20 protein-coding genes, 2 tRNA genes and 2 rRNA genes are annotated in these 26,511 nt (G+C 61.1%); 14 read left to right on the plus strand and 10 right to left on the minus strand.

Going from position 1 to position 26,511, the window contains the following annotated elements; translation table 11 throughout:
- Positions 1 to 58 precede the first annotated feature (58 nt).
- From ACP15I_RS15195 to ACP15I_RS15225, 7 genes are all read left to right on the plus strand, one after another.
- On the plus strand, positions 59 to 1,636 hold the full coding sequence (locus ACP15I_RS15195; protein ID WP_424965370.1) for a 2-isopropylmalate synthase: 1,578 nt from the start codon (positions 59 to 61) through the stop codon (positions 1,634 to 1,636).
- A gap of 196 nt (positions 1,637 to 1,832) precedes the next feature.
- Entirely contained in the window at positions 1,833 to 2,870 is a 1,038-nt protein-coding gene (locus ACP15I_RS15200) for a rod shape-determining protein (RefSeq protein WP_424965371.1), read from the plus strand.
- Between the two features lie 35 nt (positions 2,871 to 2,905).
- Complete coding sequence (gene mreC / locus ACP15I_RS15205; RefSeq protein ID WP_424965372.1) at positions 2,906 to 3,805, plus strand: rod shape-determining protein MreC; 900 nt, start codon at positions 2,906 to 2,908, stop codon at positions 3,803 to 3,805.
- Entirely contained in the window at positions 3,798 to 4,337 is a 540-nt protein-coding gene (locus tag ACP15I_RS15210) for a rod shape-determining protein MreD (protein WP_424975739.1), read from the plus strand. The genes mreC and ACP15I_RS15210 overlap by 8 nt, the downstream gene beginning before the upstream one ends.
- Positions 4,334 to 6,277: a penicillin-binding protein 2 gene (mrdA, locus tag ACP15I_RS15215; RefSeq protein WP_424975740.1), complete on the plus strand. Its 1,944-nt coding sequence runs from the start codon at positions 4,334 to 4,336 to the stop codon at positions 6,275 to 6,277. The genes ACP15I_RS15210 and mrdA overlap by 4 nt, the downstream gene beginning before the upstream one ends.
- Positions 6,274 to 7,413, plus strand: a complete 1,140-nt coding sequence (gene rodA, locus ACP15I_RS15220; protein WP_424975741.1) for a rod shape-determining protein RodA — start codon at positions 6,274 to 6,276, stop codon at positions 7,411 to 7,413. Before mrdA ends, rodA begins: the two co-directional genes overlap by 4 nt.
- 7 nt (positions 7,414 to 7,420) lie before the next feature.
- Complete coding sequence (locus ACP15I_RS15225; protein WP_424975742.1) at positions 7,421 to 8,359, plus strand: 2-hydroxyacid dehydrogenase; 939 nt, start codon at positions 7,421 to 7,423, stop codon at positions 8,357 to 8,359.
- A 4-nt stretch (positions 8,360 to 8,363) separates the two neighbouring features.
- On the opposite strand, the gene ACP15I_RS15230 is transcribed toward ACP15I_RS15225, so the two are convergent.
- Positions 8,364 to 9,149: an SseB family protein gene (locus tag ACP15I_RS15230; protein ID WP_424975743.1), complete on the minus strand. Its 786-nt coding sequence runs from the start codon at positions 9,147 to 9,149 to the stop codon at positions 8,364 to 8,366.
- On the minus strand, positions 9,146 to 9,742 hold the full coding sequence (locus ACP15I_RS15235) for a uracil-DNA glycosylase family protein (RefSeq protein WP_424975744.1): 597 nt from the start codon (positions 9,740 to 9,742) through the stop codon (positions 9,146 to 9,148). The genes ACP15I_RS15230 and ACP15I_RS15235 overlap by 4 nt, the downstream gene beginning before the upstream one ends.
- 73 nt (positions 9,743 to 9,815) lie before the next feature.
- Between ACP15I_RS15235 and ACP15I_RS15240 the strand changes: the two genes are divergently transcribed.
- The 7 genes from ACP15I_RS15240 (at position 9,816) to ACP15I_RS15270 (ending at position 17,285) form a co-directional block, all read left to right on the plus strand.
- Positions 9,816 to 10,178, plus strand: coding sequence for an ArsR/SmtB family transcription factor (locus tag ACP15I_RS15240; RefSeq protein ID WP_424975745.1), 363 nt, complete (start codon positions 9,816 to 9,818; stop codon positions 10,176 to 10,178).
- A complete protein-coding gene (locus tag ACP15I_RS15245; RefSeq protein ID WP_424965380.1) occupies positions 10,150 to 11,202 on the plus strand; it encodes a permease in 1,053 nt (350 codons plus the stop codon). The genes ACP15I_RS15240 and ACP15I_RS15245 overlap by 29 nt, the downstream gene beginning before the upstream one ends.
- A 203-nt stretch (positions 11,203 to 11,405) precedes the next feature.
- Entirely contained in the window at positions 11,406 to 12,065 is a 660-nt protein-coding gene (locus ACP15I_RS15250; protein WP_424965381.1) for an ABC transporter ATP-binding protein, read from the plus strand.
- The gene (locus ACP15I_RS15255; RefSeq protein WP_424965382.1) at positions 12,043 to 13,794 is read left to right on the plus strand and encodes a capsule biosynthesis protein; all 1,752 of its coding nucleotides are present in this window, start codon (positions 12,043 to 12,045) and stop codon (positions 13,792 to 13,794) included. The genes ACP15I_RS15250 and ACP15I_RS15255 overlap by 23 nt, the downstream gene beginning before the upstream one ends.
- A gap of 17 nt (positions 13,795 to 13,811) precedes the next feature.
- Positions 13,812 to 14,645, plus strand: a complete 834-nt coding sequence (gene kdsA, locus ACP15I_RS15260; protein ID WP_424975746.1) for a 3-deoxy-8-phosphooctulonate synthase — start codon at positions 13,812 to 13,814, stop codon at positions 14,643 to 14,645.
- Between the two features lie 126 nt (positions 14,646 to 14,771).
- A tRNA-Gln gene (locus ACP15I_RS15265) sits at positions 14,772 to 14,846 on the plus strand.
- 1,392 nt (positions 14,847 to 16,238) lie between these two features.
- A complete protein-coding gene (locus ACP15I_RS15270; protein WP_424975747.1) occupies positions 16,239 to 17,285 on the plus strand; it encodes a ShlB/FhaC/HecB family hemolysin secretion/activation protein in 1,047 nt (348 codons plus the stop codon).
- Here ACP15I_RS15270 and ACP15I_RS15275 read toward each other — a convergent pair.
- The 8 genes from ACP15I_RS15275 to ACP15I_RS15310 form a co-directional block, all read right to left on the minus strand.
- Positions 17,275 to 18,918 carry a BCCT family transporter gene (locus ACP15I_RS15275; protein ID WP_424975748.1) on the minus strand — a complete coding sequence of 548 codons (1,644 nt, stop codon included), beginning with the start codon at positions 18,916 to 18,918 and terminating at the stop codon, positions 17,275 to 17,277. The two genes, ACP15I_RS15270 and ACP15I_RS15275, sit on opposite strands and share 11 nt — an antisense overlap.
- Before the next feature lie 66 nt (positions 18,919 to 18,984).
- Positions 18,985 to 20,550 carry a winged helix-turn-helix domain-containing protein gene (locus ACP15I_RS15280; RefSeq protein WP_424975749.1) on the minus strand — a complete coding sequence of 522 codons (1,566 nt, stop codon included), beginning with the start codon at positions 20,548 to 20,550 and terminating at the stop codon, positions 18,985 to 18,987.
- A 170-nt stretch (positions 20,551 to 20,720) separates the two neighbouring features.
- Entirely contained in the window at positions 20,721 to 20,987 is a 267-nt protein-coding gene (locus ACP15I_RS15285; protein WP_424965405.1) for a hypothetical protein, read from the minus strand.
- A 359-nt stretch (positions 20,988 to 21,346) separates the two neighbouring features.
- Positions 21,347 to 21,916 (minus strand): YbhB/YbcL family Raf kinase inhibitor-like protein, encoded by a 570-nt coding sequence (locus ACP15I_RS15290; protein WP_424975750.1) that lies wholly within the window; start codon positions 21,914 to 21,916, stop codon positions 21,347 to 21,349.
- A 61-nt stretch (positions 21,917 to 21,977) separates the two neighbouring features.
- A complete protein-coding gene (locus ACP15I_RS15295; protein WP_424975751.1) occupies positions 21,978 to 22,250 on the minus strand; it encodes a helix-turn-helix transcriptional regulator in 273 nt (90 codons plus the stop codon).
- 796 nt (positions 22,251 to 23,046) lie between these two features.
- Positions 23,047 to 23,123: transfer RNA gene (locus tag ACP15I_RS15300), tRNA-Met, on the minus strand.
- A 72-nt stretch (positions 23,124 to 23,195) separates the two neighbouring features.
- Positions 23,196 to 23,310: ribosomal RNA gene (gene rrf, locus ACP15I_RS15305) — 5S ribosomal RNA — on the minus strand.
- Between the two features lie 209 nt (positions 23,311 to 23,519).
- Positions 23,520 to 26,348: ribosomal RNA gene (locus tag ACP15I_RS15310) — 23S ribosomal RNA — on the minus strand.
- Between the last annotated feature and the right edge of the window lie 163 nt (positions 26,349 to 26,511).

Below are 26,511 nucleotides of genomic sequence, written 5' to 3' on the forward strand. Positions count from 1 at the left end.
GAGGTATTCGCTGCGCCACTTCGCGACAGAGACAAACGGCTAAATCAAGAGACATCCCATGACCGACAAGACGAAACAGGACCGCGTGTTGATTTTCGACACGACCTTGCGCGACGGCGAGCAGAGCCCCGGCGCGACCATGACCCATGACGAGAAGCTGGAGATTGCCGGTCTGCTCGACGAAATGGGGGTCGACATCATCGAAGCGGGCTTCCCCATCGCATCGGATGGCGACTTTGCCGCGGTGAGCGAAATCGCCAAGAATGCTCAGAATTCCGTGATCTGCGGGCTGGCGCGAGCGAATTTCAAGGATATCGACCGCTGCTGGGAAGCAGTGCGCCACGCTCGCCAGCCCCGGATCCACACCTTTATCGGCACCTCGCCCCTGCACCGGGCGATCCCGAACCTGACCATGGACGAAATGGCCGACCGGATTCACGACACGGTCACCCATGCGCGTAACCTGTGCGATAACGTTCAATGGTCGCCCATGGACGCCACGCGCACCGAGTATGACTATCTCTGCCGGGTGATCGAGATCGCGATCAAGGCCGGGGCCACCACCATCAACATCCCCGACACGGTGGGCTACACTGCCCCGCGCGAGAGCGCCGACCTGATCGCGCGGCTGATCGGCGACATCCCCGGCGCGGGGGACGTCACATTTGCCACCCATTGCCACAACGATCTGGGCATGGCGACCGCCAATGCCCTGGCCGCCGTGGATGCGGGCGCGCGCCAGATCGAGTGCACGATCAACGGCTTGGGCGAGCGCGCGGGCAACACCGCGCTGGAAGAGGTCGTCATGGCCCTGCGCGTGCGCAATGACATCATGCCCTACCAGACCGGCATCGACACGCAGAAGATCATGAACATCTCCCGCCGGGTCGCCTCAGTCTCGGGCTTTGCGGTCCAGTTCAACAAGGCGATCGTCGGCAAGAACGCCTTCGCCCATGAGAGTGGGATTCACCAGGACGGCATGCTCAAGAATGCCGAGACCTTCGAGATCATGCGTCCTGAGGATATCGGCCTCAGCGAAACGAACCTGGTCATGGGCAAGCATTCCGGTCGTGCGGCCCTGCGCGCCAAACTGTCCGATCTGGGCTATGAGCTGGGCGACAACCAGCTCAAGGATGTGTTTGTCCGGTTCAAGGCCTTGGCCGACCGCAAGAAAGAGATCTATGACGAGGATCTCGTGGCGCTGATGGGCGAGGCCAGCACGGATCCCGCCCGCGAGCGGCTGCAGGTCAAGTTCCTGCGGGTGATCTGCGGCACCGAAGCACCGCAATCGGCGGATCTGACTCTGACCGTCGATGGTGTCGACACCCAGATGACGGCCCAGGGCGATGGTCCGGTGGACGCGACCTTCAACGCGGTGAAGGCCCTGTTCCCCCATGCCGCGCGGCTGCAGCTCTATCAGGTGCACGCGGTCACCGAGGGCACCGACGCCCAGGCCACCGTCACCGTCCGGCTGGAAGAAGATGGTCGTATCGTCTCGGGCCAGGCGGCGGATACGGACACGGTGGTGGCCTCGGCCAAGGCCTATGTTCAGGCGCTGAACCGTCTGCTGGTGCGGCGCGAAAAGACGCCCGAAGGCAGCGACCGGCGCGAGGTGTCCTACAAGGATGTGAGCTGACCGGTCCGAAGACCGACGACGGCGGGCCATCCCGGCCCCCGTCAAGACCCCGCCCCTTCGGCTTGGCCTGATGGCGGAAAGCTGCCATAGGCTGGGGGAATGGGTCTTTACCCGCTGCGGTGCAGCGGTCATTAAGACGTGCACCTCGGCGCGCCCGAGTCTGTGCCAAGGATTCTAGACGTGGGGTAGGCGGGCAATGGCAGGTGGCTTTTCGCTCTTTTCAACGGATATGGCGATCGACCTCGGGACGGCGAACACGCTGGTCTATGTCAAAGGCAAGGGCATCATCCTGAATGAGCCCTCCGTGGTGGCCTATCACGTCAAAGACGGCAAGAAGCAGGTTCTGGCCGTGGGCGAAGACGCCAAGATGATGCTGGGCCGGACGCCCGGTTCGATCGAGGCGATCCGTCCCATGCGCGAGGGTGTGATCGCTGATTTCGACGTGGCCGAAGAGATGATCAAGCATTTCATCCGCAAGGTGCACCGCCGGACTTTCTTCTCGAAGCCCAAAATCATCGTCTGTGTCCCCCATGGCGCCACCCCGGTGGAGAAACGCGCGATCCGCGATTCCGTGCTCAAGGCGGGCGCGCGGCGCGCGGGTCTGATCGCCGAACCCATCGCCGCGGCCATTGGCGCGGGCATGCCGATCACCGATCCGACAGGCTCCATGGTGGTGGATATCGGCGGCGGGACCACCGAGGTCGCGGTGCTCAGCCTCGGCGATATCGTCTATGCGCGCTCGGTTCGCGTGGGTGGCGACCGCATGGATGAGGCGATCATCAACTACCTGCGCCGCCAGCAGAACCTCCTAATCGGGGAGGCGACCGCAGAGCGCATCAAAACCTCCATCGGGACGTCGCGGATGCCCGATGACGGGCGCGGGGCGACGATCCATATTCGCGGCCGCGACCTTCTGAACGGGGTGCCCAAGGAGGCCGAGCTCAATCAGGCGCAGGTCGCCGAGGCGCTGGCCGAGCCGGTGCAGCAGATCTGCGAGGCGGTGATGACCGCGCTCGAAGCGACCCCGCCGGATCTGGCCGCGGATATCGTGGATCGCGGCGTGATGCTGACCGGGGGCGGCGCGCTTCTGGGTGAGCTGGATCTTGCCCTGCGCGAACAGACCGGCCTGCCCATTTCTATTGCCGACGAGTCGCTGAATTGTGTAGCCTTGGGCACAGGCAAGGCACTGGAATACGAGAAGCAGCTGCGCCACGCGATCGACTACGAAAGCTAACGCAACCCGGCGGCACCGCCCGCTGAGGAGGGGCCTTGGCACGATACCGCAACGACGACGACAGTTACTTCAAGCCGATCCGCCGTGTGCTGGTCGGCTGTCTCGTTGTGGGGCTACTTGGTCTCTTCCTGCTCTGGCGCATCGACAGCCCCCGGGTCGAGCGGATTCGCATGGATATCGTCGAGCGCGTCGTGCCCGGGCTCGACTGGGCGATGGCGCCGATCACCGGGCTGTCGCGGATGGCCGAGGACTTTCAGTCCTATGCCCGGCTCTATGAGCAGAACGAGGAATTGCGCCGCGAATTGCAGCAGATGAAGGCCTGGCGCGAGGCGGCCTTGCAGCTGGAACAGGAGAATGCCCAGCTTAAGGATCTCAACACCGTGCGGATCGAGCCGGAGCTGACGTTCATCACCGGCGTGGTCATGGCCGATAGCGGATCGCCCTTTCGCCGCTCGGTGATCCTGAATGTGGGGGCCGAGGATGGGGTTCAGGATGGCTGGGCGACCATGGATGGCCTGGGCCTTGTGGGGCGGATCGCCGGGACGGGCGAATCCGTGGCGCGCGTTCTGCTCCTGACCGATCCATCGAGCCGCGTGCCCGTGATCCTGCAGCCTTCGGGCCAGCGCGCGATGCTGGTGGGTGACAATTCCGGCACGCCTCTGATCGATTTCATCGAAGCGCCCGAGCAGGTGCGCCCGGGCGACCGGGTGGTGACCTCGGGCGATGGCGGTCTGTTTCCCGCGGATCTTCTGGCCGGTCAGGTGGCACGCGCCACGGATGGACGGTTCCGCCTGCGGCTCTCGGCGGATTACGAGCGGCTGAAATTCCTGCGCGTGCTGCGCAGCCAGCCGACGCCGCCTCTGCCCGAGGCCGCCCCAATCGACGGCATCGTCACCCCGCCCCTCGCCGCACTAGAGGCGCTGGCCGATGGATAGCGCGCTCGATCTCCGACGGTGGAGCCTGCGGACCATCTTTGCGCTGATGGTTGCCGTGGTGCTGATCACGGCCCTTTTGCCCCTGCGGGTCGAGGCGCCGCGCTTTCCGGGCCCCGACCTCGTGCTCTGCGTGACGCTGGCCTGGGTGCTGCGGCGGCCCGATGTCCTGCCGGTGCTCTTTGTCGTGGCGGCGGTCCTGCTTGAGGATTTCCTGTTCCAGCGGCCGCCCGGGCTCTGGGCCCTGCTGGTGCTGATCGGCTCCGAGGTGATCCGGCGACAGGCTTACCGCGAGGGCGAGATCCCCTTCCTTCTGGAATATGGCATGGTGGCCGCGACGATCACCGGCATGATGGTGGCCGAACGGGTCCTGCTGGCGGTGGCCTTTGTGCCCCAACCGAGCCTCGGCGCGCATCTGCTGCATCTGGCAACCACCATTGCGATCTATCCGGTCGTCGTCGCGATCAGCGTGTTCATGCTCGGGGTGCGCCCGCTTGCCACCGATGGCCCGCGAATCCGGGGGATGCGTCCATGAAACGCTCCGAGAAAGACAGCAAGTTCAGTGTGCGCACGATCACCCGGCGGGGCCTGATCCTCGGCGGGTTGCAGACCGGTGTGCTGGGCGTGCTCGCGCTCCGGATGCGCGAACTGCAGGTCGAACAGGCCGAGCAGTTCCAGTTTCTCGCCGAGGAAAACCGGATCAACATTCGCCTGCTGCCCCCGGCACGGGGGCTGATCTATGACCGCAACGGGGTGCTTCTGGCCGGGAATGCGCCGAATTACCGGGTGGTGATCGTGCGCGAGGATGCGGGCGATGTGGACGCGGTGCTCAAGACACTGACTGATATCGTCCCCCTGCCCGAAGAGGATCTCGTCCGAGCCCGCCGCGAGATGAGCCGCCGCTCGCCCTTTGTCCCGGTGACCATCGCGGACCGCCTGACATGGGAGCAGTTCTCCGAGATTGGCGTGAACGCCCCCGCCCTGCCCGGCATCACCACCGAGGTCGGTCTGAGCCGGGTCTATCCGCTGGATCAGGATTTCGCCCATTCCATCGGCTATGTGGGCCCGGTCAGCGATTACGATCTGGAGCGCTTGCAGGATGATGACCCGCTGCTGCAGATCCCGCGGTTCCAGATCGGCAAGACCGGGGTTGAGGCCAAGCTCGAGCGGGACCTGCGCGGCTCCGCCGGGACGCGCCAGATCGAGGTCAATGCCGCGGGCCGCGTGATGCGCGAGCTGCGCCGGGATGCGGGCAATTCCGGCGCGAATGTGCAACTGACCCTCGATCATGCCTTGCAGAACTTCACCGAGGCCCGGCTGGCCGGGGAAAGCGCGGCGGTCGTCGTGCTCGACATGGCGGATGGCGATATCCGCGCCATCGCCTCGGCGCCCAGCTTTGATCCCAACAAGTTCGTGCGCGGCATTTCGGGCCCCGACTACCGCGCCCTGCTGGAGGATGAGTACCGCCCGCTCGCCGACAAGACCGTGCAGGGCACCTATCCGCCGGGCTCGACCTTTAAAATGATCACGGCGCTGGCCGCGCTCGAGGCCGGGCTGATCGACACCGAGGAGCGTGTCTGGTGCGGCGGCTATACAGAGCTTGGGCGGCGGCGCTTCCACTGCTGGAAGCGCGGCGGTCATGGTTGGATGAACATGGTCGACAGCCTGCGCGAGAGCTGTGACGTCTATTACTACGACATCGCCCAGCGCGTCGGGATCGAGAAGATCGCCGAGATGGCCCGCCGGTTCGGGCTGGGCCAGCGGTTCGATCTGCCGATGTCGGCCGTGGCCGAGGGCCTGATCCCCGACAAGGCGTGGAAAAGCGCCAATCGCGGCGAGGATTGGCTGGTGGGCGATACGCTCAACGCCTGTATCGGGCAAGGCTTCGTGCTGACCTCGCCCCTGCAACTGGCGGTGATGACCGCGCGGCTCGCCACGGGGCGCGAGATCATGCCCCGCCTCGTGCGCAAGGTCGACAACACACCCGTCCCCGTGGCCGAGGCCTCGTCTCTGGGCATCCGCCGGCGCTATCTCGAGGTGATCCAGCGCTCGATGTACGAGGTCAGCAACCTGCGCAAGGGCACCGCCTATGGCAGCCGCGTCACCGAGAAGGCGTACCGCATCGCGGGCAAGACCGGCACCAGCCAGGTCCGCAACATCACCGCCGAAGAGCGCGCCCGCGGGGTGTTCCGCAATGCGGATCTGCCCTGGAACCGGCGCGACCACGCGCTGTTCGTGGGCTATGCGCCGTTTGATGCGCCGCGCTACGCGATCTCGGTCGTGGTCGAGCATGGCGGCGGTGGCTCCAAGGCTGCGGCCCCGATCGCCCGGGATGTCCTGTTGCAGGCGCTCTATGACGGGCTGCCACCGCTCAGCGCCTACCCGGCCCACCAGCACAACATGATCGAGGAACGTCAGCGCGCGCTGGAACTGCGTCCGCGTCTCGAGCCGACCGAAGGGCGCAGCCGCGCATGAGTTATCTTGAGTCCCAGATTCAGCGCGTCCCCTCCGGCTTTGCCAAGGCGCTGCATCTCAACTGGGGCTTGATCCTGCTGCTGATCGCGGTCGCGTGCTTTGGCTTCCTGATGCTCTATTCGGTGGCGGGCGGGTCCATGACGCCCTGGGTCGAGCCGCAGATGAAGCGCTTTGCCCTCGGCATGACGCTGATGTTCATCGTCGCTTTCGTGCCGATCTATGTCTGGCGCAACCTCTCGGTGCTGGCCTATCTCGTCTCGCTGGTCCTGCTTCTGGCGGTGGAGTTCTTCGGGGTCGTGGGCATGGGGGCCCAGCGCTGGATCGATCTGGGCTTCATGCGGCTGCAACCTTCCGAGCTGATGAAGGTGACCCTTATCATGTTGCTCGCGACCTATTACGACGTGCTCGACGTCAAGAAGACCTCGCGCCCGCTCTGGGTGATCCTGCCGCTGATCGCGATCATGGTGCCCGTGGCACTGGTGCTGAAACAGCCCGATCTGGGGACATCGATCCTGCTCATGGCGGGGGGCGGTGTGGTGATGTTCGCCGCCGGGGTGCACTGGCTCTATTTCGCGGTGGTGATCTGTGCCGGGGTCGGTCTTGTCACTGCGGTGATTTATTCACGCGGGACGGAGTGGCAGCTCCTGCAGGATTACCAGTACCGGCGCATCGACACCTTTCTGAACCCGGAAAACGACCCCCTTGGCGCGGGCTATCACATCACCCAGTCGAAGATCGCCCTGGGATCCGGCGGGTTCACCGGCAAGGGCTTCATGGAAGGCACCCAGAGCCGTCTGAACTTCCTGCCCGAGAAGCATACGGATTTCATCTTCACCACGCTGGCCGAGGAGTTCGGTTTTATCGGCGGGATCTCCCTGCTGGCGCTTTACGGGCTGATCATCGCGTTTTGCCTGGTCTCGGCCCTGCGCACGCGGGACCGGTTCTCGAGCCTGCTGATCATCGGCGTCGCGGCGACCTTCTTCTTCTTCTTTGCGGTCAACATGGCCATGGTGATGGGGCTGGCCCCGGTGGTGGGCGTGCCGCTGCCGCTGGTCAGCTATGGCGGCTCGGCGATGCTGGTGCTGCTCGTTGCCTTCGGCCTTGTCCAGAGCGCCCATATCCATCGACCAAGGTAGCCTGCCCATGCCCCCTCGCATTCTCTTTGCCGCCCATGCGCAACGCTGGGCGCAGTATGAGGCCCCCTTGCGCGCCGCACTGGCCGACGCCGGGATCGAGGCGCGGCTCGATTGCGATCTGAGCGATCCGGGCAGCGTGGATTACATCATCTTTGCCCCTGCAGGGGATGTTGAGGATTTCACACCCTTCACCAACGCGCGGATGGTCCAGAACCTCTGGGCCGGGGTTGAGGGGGTGGTGGGCAACCCGACCCTGAACATTCCGCTGACGCGGATGGTCGATACCGGGCTGACCGAGGGGATGGTCGAATGGTGCACGGGCCATGTGCTGCGCCATCATCTGGGGATGGACCAGATGCTCGCGGCGCAGGACGGTATCTGGCGACATTTCGAGTTCATCCCGCCCCTCGCCCGGGATCGCCGGGTCACGGTGCTGGGGCTCGGGGCGCTGGGGGCGGCGGTCTGTGCCTCTCTGGTCGGGCTGAACTTTCAGGTGCGCGGCTGGTCCCGCCGGCCGAAATCCCTGCCCGGTGTCGACAGCTTCCACGGCGACGATCTGCACGCCGCGCTGGAGGGGGCGGAAATCGTCATCCTCCTCTTGCCCTACACCCCGGCCACGGACGGGATCCTGACCACCAATGGCTTGGACCAACTGGCCGAGGGCGCCGTGGTGCTGAACCCCGGGCGCGGTGGGTTGATCGATGATGATGCACTTCTGGCCGCGCTCGATCGCGGGCGGGTGGGGCACGCCACGCTCGATGTCTTCCGGACCGAGCCCTTGCCGCCAGAGCATCCCTATTGGTCCCATCCCAAGGTCACGGTCACCCCGCATATTGCGTCGGAGACCCGGCCCGGCACCGCAAGCCGCGTGGTGGTCGAGAATATTCGCCGCGCCGAAGCCGGGGAGCCGCTGCTCCATCTCGTGGACCGCAGCGCGGGGTATTGAGCGTTTATTGCAGGCGTGGCGGGCGGTCGGGGTCCATGCCCGGCGCTGCGGGGCCGGTATAGCTCTCGGCCTCGGGCAGATCGAACCGCAGCCCGTGGCGCGCAAGCGCACTGGCCACCGGGTCGCTGTCGCGCAGGAAGCCCACATCGAGCGCCCCTGCCTCGATCCCGGAGAAGACGAGCGCCTCGCGCGCGGCGGCCGCTAGTGCCGGTTCCGCCCCCGGGACAGTCCCGAGGAAGCCCAGCAGGTGACCCATGCGCCCGCCCTCGTAGCGCACGCCCGCAAGATAGGCCGTGCGCGCAAGCCCAGCGCTGGTTGCAAGCTTGGTGTCGAGCGCCGTCAGCACCGCCTCGGGCAGGCCCTTGGGGGGCAGGATCTCTTCGGGGGTGGCGGCGACCTCCTCGGGGTCTTCGGCCACGGTTTCGGCCAACCACGCCACAGCGGCCGGCGGCAAGAGCGTCGCCGACGGCGCCACATCGAGATTGACACCCAGCCCAAGCCCCTGATCCGCCAAGAGCTGCACCACCGTGCGCCCGGAGAGCCCCGCATATTCCGCAGCCCCCTCGGCGAACCGCGTCAGCCGATCCTCGCGGTCAAAGACCAGCACGTAGGTATCGTCCTCGACCGGAAAGAGCTGCGGCGCGACCTGATCGCCCTCTGCCTCCCCCGCGAGCAGCATGAACAGCTCCGCATCCGCCAGCCGCTCGTAAAATCGCAGCCGCGCCGCGTCATCTTCGGGGGCCGCCTCCATTGCTGCATGGGCAATGTCGAGCGGGCTGAGATCGGTCATGCAAGCACCTCGGCCAGACGGGTTCGCAGGGCGGGCAGGACCTCCGCCTCGAACCAGGGGTTTTTCCTGAGCCAAGCGGTATTGCGCCAAGACGGGTGCGGCAAGGGGAAAACCTCGGGCGCAAAGTCGCGCCAGTGTTGGACCGTCTTGGTCACGCCCCCCTTGCCTCGGTCGCCCAGATGCCATCGTTGGGCATAGGCACCGATCAGCAGGGTCAGGCGGATCTCGGAAAGCGCCTCAAGCACCGGCGCGCGCCATGTCTTGGCGCAGATCTTGGGCGGGGGCAGGTCGGATTTCCTGGCGTCATAGCCCGGAAAGCAAAAGGCCATGGGCACGATCGCCACCTTGCTGCGGTCATAAAACAGGGTGTCGGACACCCCCATCCAGTCGCGCAGCCGGTCGCCGGAGGGATCCGTGAAGGGTTTGCCCGACAGATGCACCCGCATCCCCGGCGCCTGCCCCGCGATCAGAATGCGCGCCGCCGGGTCGAACCATGTCACAGGACGAGGGCTGTGCCCGGAGGCGGTTGCCGCAAAACGCTCGGCACAGAGGGTACAGCGGCGCAACTCCTCCGTCACTTGGGACACGGTCATAACTTAGAATGCGGCAGGATGGCGTTTTCACCAAGGGGGTTGCTTTTTTCTACATTTCTACAATTATAGAAATATGGAAACATCTGAGTCCCCTCCCCGCCTTGCCCCCACGCGCCTCGACGCCGCCGCGGCCTTTGCCGCGCTGGGTGCGCCCCAACGGCTGGGCGTTCTCGAAGTGCTCGTGCGCGCGGGTCCCGAGGGCCTGCCGATCGGTGTACTGGGAGAGCGTGCGGGAGTGACCGGCTCGACCCTGACCCACCATGTGAAAGCGCTCGTTCAGGCCCGGCTCGTAACGCAAACCCGTGAGGGGCGGATCATGCGCTGTACCGTGGCCTATGGCCGGGTCGAGGCGCTTTCGGATTACCTTCTGGCGCAATGCTGCGCGGACACCACCACAGGACATGACCATGGCCGAGACCTCGACACAGCCTCCTAAGCTGCGCGCGCCCGCTCCGCGTCGCCGCCTGCCCCGCCCCGATCCGGCCCTGAGCCTGATCGCGTTGGCACTCCTGGCGCTTGCCCTGTTGGATCGCGCGGCCCTGAGACCCGTGATCGAGAACACGCTGGGCTCGTTCGGGCACACCCTGATCTTCATCCTCTTTGCCATTGGCAGCGTCGCCTATCTGCGGGCGACCGGGGCGACCACGCTGCTGGCCAAGGCCTTTCAGGGCAATGAGACTCGCATGATCCTGATGGCGGCGGCCTTTGGCGGGCTTTCGCCCTTCTGCTCCTGCGAAGTGATCCCGTTTGTGGCCGCGTTGCTGGCGGTGGGTGCGCCCCTGAGCGCGGTCATGGCGTTCTGGCTCGCGTCGCCGCTGATGGATCCGGCGATGTTCTTCATCACCTCCGGCGCCTTGGGGATCGAGTTTGCCCTGGGCAAGACCGTCGCTGCCATCGCGCTCGGCATGATGGGAGGCTTCTCAGTCAAACTGCTGGCGGGCACCGCGCTCTACGCGGACCCGTTGAAATCCGCGCCGAAGCTGAGCTGCTGCGGCAGTTGCGGCCCCGCAGAACTGGAGGGCAAGCCGGTCTGGAAATTCTGGACCGAGGCGCCGCGGCGTCAGGAATTCCGCGAGGTTGCGGTGCAGAACACGCTGTTTCTCGGGAAATGGCTGCTGCTGGCCTATGTGCTGGAATCCCTGATGCTGCGCTACATTCCCTCGGAGATGATCGCAGGCGTGCTTGGCGGTGACGGCGTTGGTCCGATCCTGATCGCGAGCCTTGTGGGGGCGCCCGCCTATCTGAATGGTTATGCGGCCGTCCCGCTGGTGGCCGGACTGCTGGAGCAGGGCATGTCCCCCGGCGCCGCCATGTCCTTTGTCATCGCAGGCGGGGTCAGCTGCATCCCGGCGGCAGTGGCGGTCTGGGCTCTGGTCAAGCCCCGGGTCTTTGCCTCCTATCTCGGCTTCTCGGTCACGGGCGCCATTCTCGCCGGGCTCGTCTGGAACATGGTGGCCTAGCACGCGCCCTCCCGGGGGCAGACGCCCCCGCCCCCTCTTTTTGCCGAAACATCCCCGGATAGGCAGGCCGCACCGCCCCGCTCCGGCCGAGATTGGCCGGGGCTGCGATATAGATGGCATTGAAGCTAAATTTCTGGAACATCTGGAACATTCATTAAACTGTTGCCGATATCGATACGACAAACCAGCGACGGAGCCCCCTCGTGATCGAATTCGATCAGGTCAGTAAGTCCTTTTGGACCGGAAAAAGCCGCAAGGTCATCCTTGACCAGGCGTCCTTTCGCGTCGATCTCGGGCGCTCCATGGGCATTCTCGCACAGAACGGGACCGGCAAGACCACGTTGATCAACATGATGGCGGGACTTGAGCAGCCCGATGAGGGCACGGTCGTCCGCAAGAGCCGGATCTCCTTCCCATTGGGTTTCATGGGCGGCGTGACCGGCAAGCATTCCGGGCGGGAAAACGCACGCTACATCGCCACGCTCTATCATATGGATGCGGATTACGTCGAAGCCTTCTGCCGCTATCTTTCCGGGATCGAAGAATATTTCGACATGCCCGTGGGGACTTACAGCGCCGGGATGCGGTCGCGTTTCTGCTTTTCCCTGATGCTGGCGCTGGATTTCGACATCTACCTGATTGACGAGGGCATGCCCGCCTCCACGGATGTGGGGTTCAACAAGCGGGCCGCGGTTGTTCTGAAACAGCGGCTGGAGCGGGCGACGGTCGTGATCGTCTCTCACCAGGCCAGCACGCTCGAAAAATTCTGCCGGTCCGCAGCGGTGCTGCAAAACGGTAAACTTCACATGTTCGATACGCTCGAAGAGGCAAAGAGGCTCTATGACTACGAAGCCCACAGCTAAGAAATACCGCATTCGTCGCGAGGATGTCGCCGCCTCTCTCGAGGCAGCAGAGCGGCCCGAGGCCCCCCGTGACCCCAATGCCGAAGCCCGCGCCGACAGCGAGTTGGATGCCGCCATGCGCACAGCCGAGGCCAAGTCATCGCGCCGCGTGGATCTCAAGCCCAGCATGCAGGACGCCGTGCGCACCACGGAGGCGCAAGACCCGGAGCCAGAGGGAGAGTCCCCCGCGGCGCAAGCCCCGGGCAAGGACACCGCCCCCCCTGCGCAGCCCGCTGCCAAGGGCAAGCCTGCCAAAAAGCCGGGTGGCAAGGGCAAGAAACTCGACCCCGACAGCGATGCCGCCATCCTTGCAGAAGGATTGACAGGTCGACAGCTGCGGATTGCACGACGGGTTGCAAACCGCCACGGGCTAGAGCCCGCAAATGACCTCGAGGCTGTGCGGATGCTGCGCAAGAAGGGGATCGATCCCTTCACCCGCGAGACGATCCTCGATCTGGCGCGGGGCTCTGGCAAAATCCAGCTTCCGGACACCATCCCCAATACCGAGGTGCCCTCGCCGCAGGTCCATACGGAGGCGGATGTTGCCCGCGAGGTGCGCAAGATCCAGCAAGAGATCGTCAGCCGCCGCAGAAAGCGTTTCCTGCTGCTCGCGGCCCGCGTGATGCTCTTCGTGTTCCTGCCGACCTTCCTCGCGGGCTACTACTTCTTCAAGGTTGCGACGCCCATGTTCGCCACCCATTCCGAGTTCGTGATCCAGCAGGCGGAGCCGTCGGCGGGCGCTGGCGGGCTGGGCGGGATGTTCTCGGGCACAATGCTGGCCACGACCCAGGATGCCGTCGCGGTTCAGAGTTATCTGACCTCGCGCGAGGCGATGCTGCGTCTGGACGAGGATCTTGGCTTCCGGAGCCATTTCGCGGCGGAGACCATCGACCCGCTCCAGCGGCTGGAACCGGATGCGAGCTATGAAGACGCCTTTGCCGTCTACAAGAAGCGGGTGAAGATCAGTTTCGATCCCACCGAAGGCATCGTCCGGATGGAGGTCATTGCCGCCGATCCCGAGACCAGCCAGGCCTTTTCCGAAGCGCTTCTGTCCTATGCCGAGGAACAGGTCGATCACCTGACACAGCGCTTGCGGGCGGATCAGATGCAGGGTGCCAGGGACAGCTATCAGGACGCCGAAGCGATGGTGCGGGACGCCCAGAACCGCGTTCTCGACCTGCAGCAGGCCCGTGGCGTGCTGAGCGCCGATCTCGAGGTCACAAGCCTGATGTCGCAGATCTCCGCGCTGGAGGTCGAGATGAACACCGAGAAGCTGCGCCTGCAGGAGCTGCTCCAGAATGCCCAGCCCAATCCGAGCCGCGTGGCGATCCTCGAAGGCAACGTCCAACGCCTGAGCGATCTGGTCCTCGATCTGCGCAGTCAGATGACCCAAGGAGGCAATGAAGGGGCCTCGCTCGCACGGATTTCCGGTGAGCTTGTCATTGCCGAAGCCGATCTGCAGACCCGGCAACTCATGCTCAGCCAGTCTTTGCAGCAATTGGAGATGGCGCGTATTGAGGCGAACCGGCAAGTGCGGTATCTGTCCACCAGCGTGAGCCCGATTGCGCCGGACGAAGCCAGCTATCCGCGGTCGCTTGAGAATACCTTCCTCGCCTTCCTCGTTTTCGCCGGGCTGTACCTGCTGATCTCTCTCACGGCATCGATCCTTCGGGAACAGGTTTCGGGATAGAACAAGGTTGGGGCGGCATGAAAACGATCGCGATTGGGGCGTTGAATGTGGGCAACGATGCCCCGCTCACGGTGATCTCCGGCCCCTGCCAATTGGAGAGCCTTGACCAAGGCCTTGAGATTGGCGCCACCTTGAAGAGCCTCTGCGAAAAGGCTGGTGCGCAGTACATTTTCAAAGCCTCCTACGACAAGGCCAATCGGACATCTGCCTCGGGGAAGCGCGGAATGGGAATCGAACAGGGTCTGGATGCCCTGTCGCAAATCCGCTCAAAGCTGGACGTCCCCGTCCTCACGGATGTGCATGAAGCAGCCCATTGCCAGATGGCAGCGGAAGCGGTTGATGTCCTGCAAATACCGGCATTCCTGTGCCGGCAGACAGACCTCTTGCTGGCCGCAGGCAAGACCGGTGCCGCGGTCAATGTGAAGAAAGGTCAGTTCCTTGCGCCGTGGGACATGGACCATGTGGTCGCGAAGATTGAGAGCACCGGCAATGACCGGATCCTGCTGACCGAGCGCGGTGTGTCCTTTGGCTACAATGCCCTCGTTGCGGATATGCGCAGCCTGCCCCAGATGATGAAGACCGGCTATCCCGTCGTGATGGATGCCACCCATTCCGTGCAGCAACCGGGCGGGCTCGGCGGCGCTTCGGGCGGGCAACGGGAGTTTGCGCCGGTGATGGCGCGGGCGGCTGTCTCCTTGGGCGTTGCCGCGGTCTTCATCGAGACCCATCCGGCGCCCGACATGGCGCCTTCGGATGGTCCGAACATGATTCCGCTTGATGAGATGGACGCGTTGATCGAAACGCTCATGGCGTTCGACACCCTCGCCAAAGCCCATCCTATACGGCTCTGAACGCCCGCGACCCCTCTCGGTCAGACCTGCATTCAGCCACTGGCGCTTTTCAGTGAGACGGCGCCGAAAAAATCGCAATCGGGTCTTGCACTGACCTATCAGGAGTCGTATCCCCTCCCGCACTGTTGGGGTGTAGCCAAGCGGTAAGGCAGCGGTTTTTGGTACCGTGTACCGTAGGTTCGAATCCTACCACCCCAGCCATCTTTCTCTCTATAGCGGCCAATGATGACCTGCCTTTTTCTGGGCAAGACACGCGATCGCTGCGAAGCATGACCCACGGCTGGATGGAAACAGCAGCGCTACGCGACCCTGATCCCTCGGTTCTTCGCAAATCACCAGCGGATCACCCTCGCGGAGTTGGTCAATCTGAACCGACGCATTTGGCCCTACGATCCCGGGCGGGGAAAATGCGGTTGTGTCTGTCGCGTCGCCTGGCCGTGGCTGGTCGTGTGTCGACCGGCTGAAATCACCGCGCTAGCGAGGTTGGCAGCCTGGGGGTCTTCCAACATACCCTTTTGGGTCTTCGAGCACAGATCAGGGCGGAAACTCTGCGAGACGGCTGCAGTCGAAACAGAGTACTCCTTTGGTTTGACGGGTCCTCTTTGATGTTTCGCCAAAGGAGCTCCCGCCTGTCCATGTATGCATTCCGAACCGGAATCTCAGAGCACCAATCAGGATGAACAGGTAATTGTCGAAGGCAGCTTGCGGAGCAGTCCTTGTTCAATGGCGTTCTCGACCTCTGCAGAAAAGAGCGTCTCTCCACCGCTCATGAGCATGCCTTTCAGAGGGTCGCGAATGTCGAGAAAGCCCACTTCGTTGACCGAACCCGCATCGTCGGCATGGTCCCATCAATCAACGATCGCCTTGTTCGTCGTCTCCCGCCGTTTCCGCGATCAATGTGTCACGCACAGGATCACTCCTCCCAGAAGGGGGGAGACACCGTCGCTCTTGACGGTCTTCATTTCTGCGTTCGGGTCAGGCTTGTCAGAGGCGTCCAGCCTGCGCATGGCGCGAAGCACAATCGGCTCTCGTGTTCAGAACATGCATGCACTTTCGCTGATCTCGTAGGCATGAATGTAGTCTCGACATGAGAAACCAATCCTCAGGCGCTCGGCCGGAGAAACCTCGGCGCAACTCGGGCGGAACAGCGGACACACGCCCATCGGCCATCTTCTTTGGCGAAATCGTAAAAAACAAATCCGCATCAAGGGCTTCAAACAAAAGCTGGACATGAAATCCCCTCAAGTTTTGCCGCATATTCCATGGTGCAACGGGCGGTCAAATCCATGGTCAGATCTATTTGCCGCTGTTGCTGGCGGATACGACCACTGGTGCCCCTTTGCTCGGAGCATCGACCAAGCCAAGGCGAAACCCTGACTCTGCACGTCATTTTCGTTGACCCAAGCGCATGATTGACCATCCTTGTCAGGCTATGGGACATGGGAACATTCGCGCATGAAGAGGCTTCTATCGCTAATCGCGGTGGTGTCTCTGTTCGTCGCAGACCTCGCATACGCGCAGTCGTTCTTTGCAGACTTTGCCGCGGATCCGACAACGGGCGTTGACAGAGGCTCGACCTCACGGCTCCGGAAAGTGGACGAAAACACCGAGTATCTGACCTTCACTTCGAACGGCTCAGACGAACTCGGGCCGTACAACGCTGCGATCGGCATGTCCCGTCCCGATTTTGCAGCGACCGGGGACCAGTTCGATTCCGTTCTCTTCATCAGCGGTCCGTCGGAGGAGAACGACCTCGAACTGGCCGCACTTGGTCGTGGGTACCGCCTGCGATTGCCGGACACTGACGTCACGCTTTTCGCATCCGCGGATCACGGCGAATACCGGTTGGGATCACTGGAGAGCCTCGCCCGAGACATCAGAGGGGACCAAACGAACATCGCCGTCGGCGTAAGGCGGCTTGTGGCGACCGAGAACAGCCGGATTTTGGCGAGCTTTGAGATCGCGCTGCGTGACAGTGCGGCAGAGGCGTTCGGCGCGACTGTTGTGGACGAAAAACTCCGGCTGGTTCGTGCGGCGCTGCAGCGCGAGACCGGCCAGATCTTCGGGTTGAGAACGCGGCTCGCGGGCTCGATTACCAAAGGGTTGGACGCACTCGGCGCATCACCGGTGGATAACCCAATGGCCTCAGCCCCCGGGACCACCAGTGACTTTCTGCGCATTGCGTTCAGTTCCGAAGCCTCGGTCCCGGTCTCGAAGCGTGTTCTGATCAATGCCGGTGTCGTTGCCCAATGGACTGATGACAGTTTGCCGATCTCGCAGCGGTGCGGGTATGGGACGAACAATTATGCACGGGGGTTCGACCAGAGCTTCGTGAACGGAGACCGCTGCCTCGGGAGCCGGGTTGAGCTTGCCTACAATTTCAAGCTACCGTCCTTGGGCGCGGCGCGGCTGGATCTGCGACAGGGGTTCTTCGGGATTGATGGAGGCTGGATCGAAGATGTCCGGAACGCGTTTCTGCCCGGGAACACCGAAAGGTGGTCCAGTGCATCGATAGGATACAGGACCGCGATTGGCGATTTTCTTGGCGAAGTCTCTGTCACCCATATTCTGGACGAACCGGTTGGCGCATTTGACCAAGACACCACCCGCGTCTGGTTTCGCACAGCTCTCAGGTTCTGAAATCTGGCCCCGCGCTCCCATCAACCGCGGCTGAGCTTGCCCTCGCCTTCAGGACAATTCGCAGGATCGACAACAGCATCAGAGCCATGATGCCAGAGAAGGGCACCGCGCCGACGATCATGGTGTCACGGACCGACGACACGCCTCCAACAGCCATGACCGCACCGGCGATACCTGCAATGACGACCGCCCAGATCATCGAATGCAGCGGGGTTTCGGCCACGACCGCGCCTGACGCCCCTATGGACTTGATTGCGATGATCGCAGCGGATGTGGAGGCCACGATCAGGATAAGGAACAGGAACACGATCACGCCTTTCATGATCGTTGCGGCGATGGGATCCAGCGCCAGATCGAGGGTTTGATAAATCCGCATTGCATGGGGCGCGCCCAGGATCGAGCCCTCTGCGATCCCATCGGCCTCGAGAAGGAGGGCCGATCCTCCGAGGACCGCGAACCAGAGGAAGCACATGAGCGTCGGTGCGATCACAGCGCCAAGGATGAATTCGCGAACCGTTCGACCACGTGAAATGTGTGCCAGAAACAGACCGACGAAGGGTGCGAAGGCAATCCACCAAGCCCAGTAGAAGATCGTCCAATCGGCTTGCCACCGCGCTTGCTCGGGGCCCGGAGGGTCACTTGAAGCGCCGTAAACGATGAACATCTCGGTGGGCAAGTGGCGCAGATAGGCTAGACCAGCCTCCACCAATCCCGCCAGCAACCGCCCGACAGGCCCGGTCAGAAGGAACACGAACAGGACCCCGAATGCGACGAGAAGACCGAGGTTCGAGATCCACTTCACGCCACGATCCACACCCGACAGAATGGATGTGGTCACGATGGACAATGCAACGAGCATGGCCGTCAGGAGGGCGACCAAAGGCGGGTCCCCGGCGAAATCTGCAAAGAATGTACTGCCGGTCAGGACCGACAAGCCGGAGCATATCTGTTCCAGCCCCAGAACGATCGTGGTGGTGATGCCGGCGATGATGGCGAGGATCGACAGGATGTCGACGCCATTGCCCAGCCAGCCCTCCAGCCGCGCTCCGAAGAGCGGGACAAGCGCCGATCGCATCGTCATCGGTTGATCATTGCCGTGGCAGTTCAGACCGAGCGCCAGTGCCACGATCGCGTAACAACTCCAGGCGGAGATGCCCCAATGCAAGAAGGTAAAGCGCAGTGCAGATGTGATCACGTCGCCATCTGTCCCACCGTCCAGGATATCCGGGTTGGAGATCGAATGAGACACCGGTTCGCTTACCGAAAAAACGAGAATGCCAATCCCGATCCCGGCGCAGATCATCATCGAGAGCCAGGACTGCGTGCTGTACTCCGGCACGTCTGAAGGTTTGCCCAGTTTCAGACGCCCGGATACGGGAAGAACGACCAAGGCCGCGCTGACAACAACGAAAAGCCCGAGGAGATTGATGTACCAGGCTGAAAAGAGAGACAGCGTCACGGCCTTGAGTTCCTGCAACTGATCGGCTGCCCCGGTCGGGTTGGCGACAAGCGCCAGAACCAGCAGCATGATGATCAGCTTTGAAATCAAAGAGACCGTTGGATTGAAGCCCTTATAGAAGCCCCTTTCCACAATCCGAATTTCCAGCCTGTCGGCGATTGGAACCTTTGCCACGCTTTGCGCCTCCGATTGCCCTGACATGCAGGTTGGAAGCGCATTGTTGTGGAAATATTTGTGCGTCTAGTTTTGACGGTTGGATCGTGCCAGCTGTGGCAGATGAAGGGCGGTTTCCTGCGGCACAATCTCTGGCCCAAAGCGACGCACAAGCAGGTTGACCGGCGTCAGGAGAGAGTTCTGCCGGTGTTCGGGATCTTCGAAAAGGCGCGCACTCAGATAGGTCACGAACCTGAGCAGCCCCTTTGCGCGCTTGCGTGAAAAGAGCAGTGCCATGGCTTTGGCCCGCAGAGAGGGGGAGATCGGATCGCTGAACAGCGGTTCGAAAATCAGCATCGTCGCCGGACGCGCCTTGTAGAGCCGTTTTAACGTCGTGGCGAGTTTTGCGTGATCACCAGACGCCTTGTAGGCCTGGCACAGCAAGGTCAGCACATAGATCTGGAAATCGGATTTGGGCGTACTCAGTTGCTCGGCCTGCAACAGATAGTTCTCCGCCACGTCCATGTCGCCAATGAAGGAATAGAGTTGCCCTACGATCGCAAGGGACGACGCGATCGCCGTGTTCGATCGATGCGCCTGTGTCGCGAGCTCCAACGCGAGGTCGCGATAGCCCTGATCGACGAAATACAGCAGTTTTGCGGCCATCACGGCCAGTTCCGGTCGCGTCTGCGCGAAGTCGAGTGCGTCCAGAACGCACCGTTCGATCTCGGCTTCATCCTCGCTGCAGGTGTCTGTTCCTTCCGTAAACAGATCGTATCCGTTCAAAACGTATTTCGTGTGAAGATGGGTCGCCCACATCATCTTGAGCTCGGGATCGTCGGGTTGCTCTCTTCGCAGGTCTGTCAGCCTCCGGTTCGCAATCTCCCATGAGTTGCTGTCCGTGGGCAGTTCGGCTGCATGGTGCATTGCGATGGGCAATGGCGCTTCGCCGATGCCTTTCCGCGTCAGATCCTTCCAGTAATTCGCCATGATCAACCGGGCAAGGTCACGCGACTGAACGGAGAGGTTCTGATACCCTTTCGGTCCCGCCTCAATCGCGAAGCGCTTGACCATGAAGATATGCCCGCCGGGGGCGCGGCGGGCCGAGACGACACTTTCGAAACCCGCCCCGTGCTGGAAGAAACTGATCTGAATATCGATCTTTCGACCGCTGGCGATGATGGCCGGATCATCAGCCAAGTTTTGGGCAACGACGACAGTTTCGTCCGGTGGGATCTGACTGCGGAAGTCTGCCTGCAGGAAGGACACCAATGCCCGGCCGTTTTCTTCGAGTTCACCGAGGGTGGCGAGCCCCTTCATCGGTTCTATCAGGATGAACGCGGCCTCGACCTCATCCGGGGCCGGGATACCCGAGAAAAGCCAGACATAGCCCTCCCCGTACCGCGTTTCAATAAAGCGTGGGTTTCTGGCGCTATCGCGAAGCTTCGCACGAATTCGGTTGATGAGAAAATCGATGTTTCGGTCGTTTTTTTCTGATCCACTCTCGCTGATTGCGTCCAGAAGGAAATTGCGAGACAGCACGCGACCCGCAGAATTAGAGAAAACCGCCAGCGCCCGCTTTTCCATTCGGGTGAATTTAACTTCTGTTCCATCTTCGAGCCGCGCCGCCGAGAAGTCTGGCTCGAACGTCAATTTTTGAGACAAGGAATCCTACGTAAGCGATGGGAAATCTGTTGGGTTCCCTATCATAAGCGCGCTTTTCTCGCTGTCGAGAAGCATGTCCCGTCTTGGCATCGAGGTCCCGAGCCCATCCGAGTGCCCGCCCTGTGCCGAGGCCCGGATCCAAAGCGTGGCGAAACACGCTAGTTCAAGGGGCGCTGCCCTTTCTTATGCTGGCTGCCGAAGATCTCGCAGATACGAAACAGGTTTATCGGCAGCAGGACAGCGTGCAGAACAAAAATCGGCCCAAGACCCGCCAACTGGGCATACACGAGAAACGCCACATTGCTGCCCAAGGCGAACACACGCAGCCATAGCATCGACCGCATGATGAAAGTCGCGACAACCAGAGAGGCCGCAAGATAGCCCACCAAGTCGCTTTGTTGTTCGAACCAGCCGAACTCAACCATCGCCGCTCCCCTCAAGACGTCCGCAGGACGACCAAGACATCCAGCGTTACCGCTCGAATGCGTTGTTCAACGATGATTGTTGCAGAAATGTTTGCGTCCTCGTTTGCAATTTGTCGGGCACGCTTCGCGATTTTCGCGGAAGCCGCTCTCATCAGAAGCGTACGTTGTCAGAGCACTGTCGAGCCTCCGACCAAGGCGCCGGAGGGAACAGATCGGAACGCCTCGCTTGCCACGGTCTCGCCATTCGAGGTCGCGTTGGGCAGGGCGCGTCGATGCTTCATCCGCGAACCCTGCGCCAGACCGAAAGAGGTGAAGCCGGCGCTCAGCCGGGCTTGATCCCCCTTCTGGCAAGAGACCTGCTAGCGACCGAAGCGCGCGGTGATCGACGTCCGGTCCAAGGCAGTATTGTTGGCAAAGTAGCCAACCAAGGCGCCAGAGGCTGTTCTATCAATGGGAAGAGTGCCTTGCGGCATCGCAAACACGGTGAAGATGTATCGGTGCGGCGCCGCGCCTTCGGGTGGGCACGCCCCACCGAAAGCATTCACAGAGTAGTCATTGCGCGCATTGAACGCGTCGCCGGGCAGATCAAAGTCAATTGCACCTGCGCCCTCGGGCAGCTCGGAAACATCCGCCGGCAAGTTCACCAATGCCCAATGCCACCAGCCCGAGCCTGTGGGCGCATCAGGGTCATAGGCGGTGATGACAAAACTCTTGGTGCCTTCCGGCGCACCCGACCACTTGAGAGAGGGTGACAGGTTGCCACCGTCGCAGCCGAAGCCGGAGAAGACTTGCGCCTGATCCATGGTCTGCCCTTCGACAATGTCGTCGGAGCTGAGCAGCATGTCCGCAGACGCGGCACTCAGCATCATGGGGGCAACAATAGCGGTGGCAATTGCTGAAAGGGTCACTTTCCTCATAAGATTTTTCATTGGGTCGCTCCTGCATTGTGGCTGTGCCGACCCTACGAGGTCACAACCGAGCGCTCGCCTCCTATCCGATCAAATCCTGCCCCGATCTGATCAAAGCCCCGCTTCGAATGGCGGAAGGCGTCACGTCGAAGCGATCCCGAAACCGTGCCGCGAACTTTGACGGCGACGCATAGCCGACCTCCAACGCGATACGGTTGATCGACAGGTCGGTTGACTGAAGCAGAGCCAGCGCTTGTGTCATGCGGACATCTGAAAGCAGCGCGCTGAAGCTCGTTCCATTGCTTGCCATATGTCGTCGCAACGACGCCTCAGACAGGCCCAACCGCGCCGCCACATCGTCGGCCTTCCAAGGCGTATCGAGTGACGTATTGATGAGTGCGCGCGCGATTCACCACGGTCTCCTTGCGGGAAGGAGGCAGGTAGATGCCGACCTCAGCGAGCCAAAGAAGAACCTCTTGCACATAATGCGCGCGCAGCTGCTCTGGCACGAGCGGGTCAGTACAGGAAATCAGGGCACGCTCAAATGCACCGACAACGCGACTGTCGTTGGTCGCCGACAAATGGCAATCCGCTTTGGTCTGCACAACGAGGTGACGGGGGATCACGATTGTAGCCGCACAATAGCCCCTCTCCGCGCCAAGCCTGTTGCAAATCTCCAAAGGAATGCAGTCCGGAAGCAGCAAGACAGACCCGGCCTGCGCAGTATAGCTGCCCGACTTGCTTGCAACCTGCTTCTGGCCGCCACGCACAAGAACAGCAACTGGCGCGGATGCAACGAGGTTTCGGAATACAGCTTCCGAGCGCTGGTGGATACGTGCCGCGACTGTTGTGTCCACCGGATCATACCTCAGTAGAAGTGAACAATGTGATCTACCTCACAAAACAAGAACACTTGTTCCCGAGCACTAAGCCAAACAAGGCCACGGTGGAACTCTTTTGGGCGGCTCAGTTCTGGTTCATGACCAATGATGCTAACCCGCCCCGGCCCTCCGACCGTTCATGTGTAGAGTCCGCTGCAGTTTCAGTGTCCCACACATCTCAAAGTACCTTGCCTTGCTTCCACGACTGGACACAACCAGACGCTAGCATCGCCCCTTGGGGCGCTAAGGTTCTGAGATATATTATGATTTTGGTTGCGGGAGTAGGATTTGAACCTACGACCTTCAGGTTATGAGCCTGACGAGCTACCGGGCTGCTCCATCCCGCGCCAGTTGCGTTGGCATTTTCTGCCTGGCGCTTTTTGTTGAGATCGTATTGAGAGTTCTAGGCTTTTTTCTAGGTTTGGCGGTGACCTACTCTCCCACGCCTTAAGACGCAGTACCATCGGCGCTACGGTGCTTAACGACCGAGTTCGGGATGGGATCGGGTGTTTCACTCGCGCTATGACCACCAAACCAAGGAAAAAGCCTTTGCAGAGCAAAGGCTTTTAGTTGGAGGCAGCGTTTCGACAAAGTCGACAACGCGTTCCAACACCGTTGATCTGCTGGGCGTACCACATTGAACACTGTCAGGTGTGGTGCGCTTTTTCACATCGGCGTCCAAGCCAAATACGTCTGTTATGTATGCTTTGATTATCCGCAGGGGCATTTGCCGTCTACTGGATCAAATCAAGCCTATCGGACCATTAGTACCAGTCAGCTGAGCACATTGCTGCGCTTACACCTCTGGCCTATCGACGTGGTGGTCTACCACGGTCCTCAGGGATACCTTGTTTTGAGGGGGGCTTCCCGCTTAGATGCCTTCAGCGGTTATCCTGTCCGATCATAGCTACCCAGCACTGCCGTTGGCACGACAACTGGTCCACCAGTGGATCGTTCACCCCGGTCCTCTCGTACTAGGGGCAACTCCTCTCAAGTATCCTACACCCACGGCAGATAGGGACCGAACTGTCTCACGACGTTCTAAACCCAGCTCACGTACCTCTTTAAACGGCGAACAGCCGTACCCTTGGGACCTGCTCCAGCCCCAGGATGAGATGAGCCGACATCGAGGTGCCAAACGGTGCCGTCGATATGGACTCTTGGGCACCATCAGCCTGTTATCCCCGGCGTACCTTTTATCCGTTGAGCGATGGCCCTTCCACTCGGGACCACCGGATCACTATGGCCGTCTTTCGACTCTGCTCGACTTGTCAGTCTCGCAGTCAGGCTGGCTTCTGCCATTGCACTCAACGAGCGATTTCCGACCGCTCTGAGCCAACCTTCGCGCGCCTCCGTTACGCTTTAGGAGGCGACCGCCCCAGTCAAACTACCCGCCACACAGGGTCCCGGATCCGGATAACGGACCGCGGTTAGACATCAAGCAATGCAAGGGTGGTATCTCAAGGAAGGCTCCACAAGAACTGGCGTTCCTGCTTCGAAGCCTACCACCTATCCTGCACATGCATGGCCTGATGCCAGTGTGAAGCTGTAGTAAAGGTGCACGGGGTCTTTCCGTCTAACCGCGGGAAGCCTGCATCTTGACAGGCAATTCAATTTCGCTGAGTCGATGTTGGAGACAGCGGGGAAGTCGTTACGCCATTCGTGCAGGTCGGAACTTACCCGACAAGGAATTTCGCTACCTTAGGACCGTTATAGTTACGGCCGCCGTTTACTGGGGCTTCAATTCGGAGCTTGCACTCCTCCTTTTAACCTTCCAGCACCGGGCAGGCGTCAGACCCTATACGTCGTCTTGCGACTTCGCAGAGCCCTGTGTTTTTAGTAAACAGTCGCCACCCCCTGGTTTGTGCCCCCCGCCTATAGTTGCCTACAAACGGGGCCTCCTTCTCGCGAACTTACGGAGGTATTTTGCCGAGTTCCTTCAACATCGTTCTCTCAAGCGCCTTGGTATTCTCTACCAGTCCACCTGTGTCGGTTTAGGGTACGATCTCATGGAGGGCTATTTCCAGGAACCGATCAGCGGCCCACCCAATCCGATAAGGGTGAACAACAGTCTCGATCCGTCACATCCTCCTGGCTCCGGAATATTAACCGGATTCCCATCGACTACGCCTTTCGGCCTCGCCTTAGGGGTCGGCTTACCCTGCTCAGATTAACTTTAAGCAGGAACCCTTGGACTTTCGGCGACAGGGTCTCTCACCCTGTTTGTCGCTACTCATGTCATCATTCTCACTGGTGATCACTCCACCGGATCGCTCACGCGCCGGCTTCACAGTCAAACCCGATCCTCCATAACACCCGAAGGTGCTGTAGAGGACTGGGTTATTTCACACCACGCTCTGCTACCATGCACTATGTGCATCCTAAGCTTCGGCTCATGGCTTGAGCCCCGTTACATCTTCGCCGCAGGACAACTTAATTAGACCAGTGAGCTGTTACGCTATCTTTAAAGGATGGCTGCTTCTAAGCCAACCTCCTGGTTGTTTTGGTCGTCCCACCTGCTTTCCCACTTAGCCATGAATTAGGGGCCTTAGCTGTAGGTCAGGGTTGTTTCCCTCTCCACTACGGACGTTAGCATCCGCAGTGTGTCTGCCATCTAGTACTCCCGGGTATTCGGAGTTTGGTTAGGATCAGTAAGCCTGTGGGGCCCCATTACCCATCCAGTGCTCTACCCCCCGGGGTATTCGGATGACGCTCTACCTAAATAGATTTCGCAGAGAACCAGCTATCTCCGAGTTTGATTGGCCTTTCACCCCTAGGCACAATTCATCCCGACCTTTTTCAACAGGTGTGGGTTCGGACCTCCAGTTAGTGTTACCTAACCTTCATCCTGATCATGCCTAGATCACTCGGTTTCGGGTCTGATCCCACGAACTCATGCGCCCTATTAAGACTCGCTTTCGCTGCGCCTACACCTAACGGCTTAAGCTTGCTCGTGAGACCAAGTCGATGACCCATTATACAAAAGGTACGCCGTCAGCACTGATGTGCCTCCGACTGCTTGTAGGCGTCCGGTTTCAGAAACTGTTTCACTCCCCTCGTCGGGGTGCTTTTCACCTTTCCCTCACGGTACTGGTTCACTATCGGTCAGTAAGGAGTACTTAGCCTTCGAGGGTGGTCCCCCGATGTTCAGACAGGATTTCACGTGTCCCGCCCTACTTAATACGTCCAATTGAGCTTCCAATACGGGGCTGTCACCCTCTATGGCCTGTCTTTCCAGACAGTTCTTGTCACTCGCATGGCTCGGCTGGTCCCCGTTCGCTCGCCGCTACTAGGGGAGTATCTGTTGATGTCCTTTCCTCCGGGTACTTAGATGTTTCAGTTCCCCGGGTTTGCTCTTTAAGACCTATGTATTCAGTCAAAAAGTACCTGGTTCAGTCCATTATTAGCTGCACCGAAGTGCAATAATAACAAACTGTCAGGTGGGTTGCCCCATTCGGAAATTCATGGATCAAAGCCTATTCTCGGCTCCCCATGACTTATCGCAGAGTATCACGTCCTTCATCGCCTCTTACTGCCAAGGCATTCACCAAACGCCCTTTTCGCGCTTGATTTGATCCAGAAGACGACAAACGCCGCTTCTGAACCAAAGCATACTATTTCCCGCTCATGGACCCGTGCGGATCCATGAACTTGGTCCAATTCCGTAGAATTGAACCGGGTTAGTGTACTTGACTTGGACAAAATTGCTTTGTGAATGAGATCCCGAAGGATCAA

Origin of the sequence: Dinoroseobacter sp. S124A, from assembly GCF_049801015.1 — a bacterium.
In the GTDB taxonomy this organism is placed as follows: Bacteria; Pseudomonadota; Alphaproteobacteria; order Rhodobacterales; family Rhodobacteraceae; genus Dinoroseobacter.